Origin of the sequence: Candidatus Protofrankia californiensis, assembly GCF_900634765.1 — a bacterium.
GTDB classification, from domain to species: Bacteria; Actinomycetota; Actinomycetes; order Frankiales; family Frankiaceae; genus Protofrankia; species Protofrankia californiensis.
Window position 1 is genome coordinate 20,076 of record NZ_CAAAFT010000278.1, and the last position, 1,311, is coordinate 21,386.

Below are 1,311 nucleotides of genomic sequence, written 5' to 3' on the forward strand. Positions count from 1 at the left end.
CACCGGTCGCGTGACGATGCGTCCGCCCACGCGGCCGGGCGGGCGCGTGGGCGGCCTCACGACACTGGCCGTGCCGGCAGGGGTTGAGGTCCCGGCGCAACGGTAATAACGTGGTCGTTATCATGGTTGCATGCCCTGGGACGTCGTGGTCCACCCCGATGCAGCCGACGAGTTGGCCAAGATCCCTGCAGGCGAGCGCGCGGCGATCGACAACGCCCTCGACAAGCTGCGAGAACGCGGCACGGATCTACCGTTCCCGCACACCAGTGCCGTCGTGGACGCCGACCACCTGTGGGAGCTACGTCCCCGAGGTGGCGACAGCCCATGGCGGGCGTTCTACCGGCGGATGGGGGCAAAGCTCGTCGTCGTCGGCGCCATCGGACACCACGACAAGCGGAAGTACAAGCGGGCAGTCGCCGTGGCCGTGGAACGGCTCAACGACCTGAAGGAGGACTGATGAAGCTGTCGGAGCTCAAGACCCTCGACCAGGTCATCGAAGAGCACCGCCAGGACCCGGAGTTCCGCGAGGAGTGGGACGCGCTGGCGTTCTCCCGGAAGGTCGCCAACCAGGTGATCGCCTACCGGGTCGAACACGGTCTCACGCAGCGGGCCCTCGCCGAGCAGGTCGGCCTCAAGCAGCCCGCTGTTGCGCGCTTGGAGATTGCCGAGACGCAGCCACGGCTCGAAACGCTGGCGAAGCTCAGCAAGGCCACCGGTCTGACCTTTGACCTTCACGTCGCCAACGGAGCGGTCGAGATCGTTCAGGTCGCCTGAGGTTGGGCAAGCGAAGGAACGCTGACTGCTCGCCGGGTACCATAACCCCGCCCGGTGCGCCCACGAAGACCGGGCGGGTGGCGTTGGATCGCGCGGGACGGCGGCGGAGGACCTGGTCCGCGCCCGACAGTGACCCGTACGACGCGGGGGCCAGAACCGGTCACGCCCTACCTGCGATCACCTCGGAGCCAGCGAGGTCGCTCGTGAGCGAGATCGCGTCGGTCTGCTCGACCCCCAAGGTGCAGTGCCACGAGACGGACACGTCGATCGATGAAGAATGTGTCGGGCATTTCGTCACCGGAGGGCATTCCCGATCCCTGTTCGGGCATCCGGAACCGCCAAGCCAACGGAACGCCTGTTCGATTCGGTAGATGATGTAGTGGTCGGCGCGGTCACTGGGCATCGTTCCTGGTCAGGGCCCGGGTAGCGACCGGCCGGACGGTGATTTCAGGGCCAGCAACCAAGATTGATCGGTTCGGATGCTGGTACACATGGTCCACCACGCAGCGTAACGATGTCTCTTACCTGGGCAAATAG

2 protein-coding genes are annotated in these 1,311 nt (G+C 66.1%); both read left to right on the forward strand.

Annotation, left to right across the window (positions count from 1 at the left end):
* Nucleotides 1-130: 130 nt before the first annotated feature.
* Nucleotides 131-457, forward strand: a complete 327-nt coding sequence (locus DD1DGNOD_RS15205) for a type II toxin-antitoxin system RelE/ParE family toxin (protein WP_131770427.1) — start codon at nucleotides 131-133, stop codon at nucleotides 455-457.
* Nucleotides 457-774 (forward strand): helix-turn-helix transcriptional regulator, encoded by a 318-nt coding sequence (locus DD1DGNOD_RS15210; protein ID WP_165036752.1) that lies wholly within the window; start codon nucleotides 457-459, stop codon nucleotides 772-774. Before DD1DGNOD_RS15205 ends, DD1DGNOD_RS15210 begins: the two co-directional genes overlap by 1 nt.
* Nucleotides 775-1,311 lie beyond the last annotated feature (537 nt).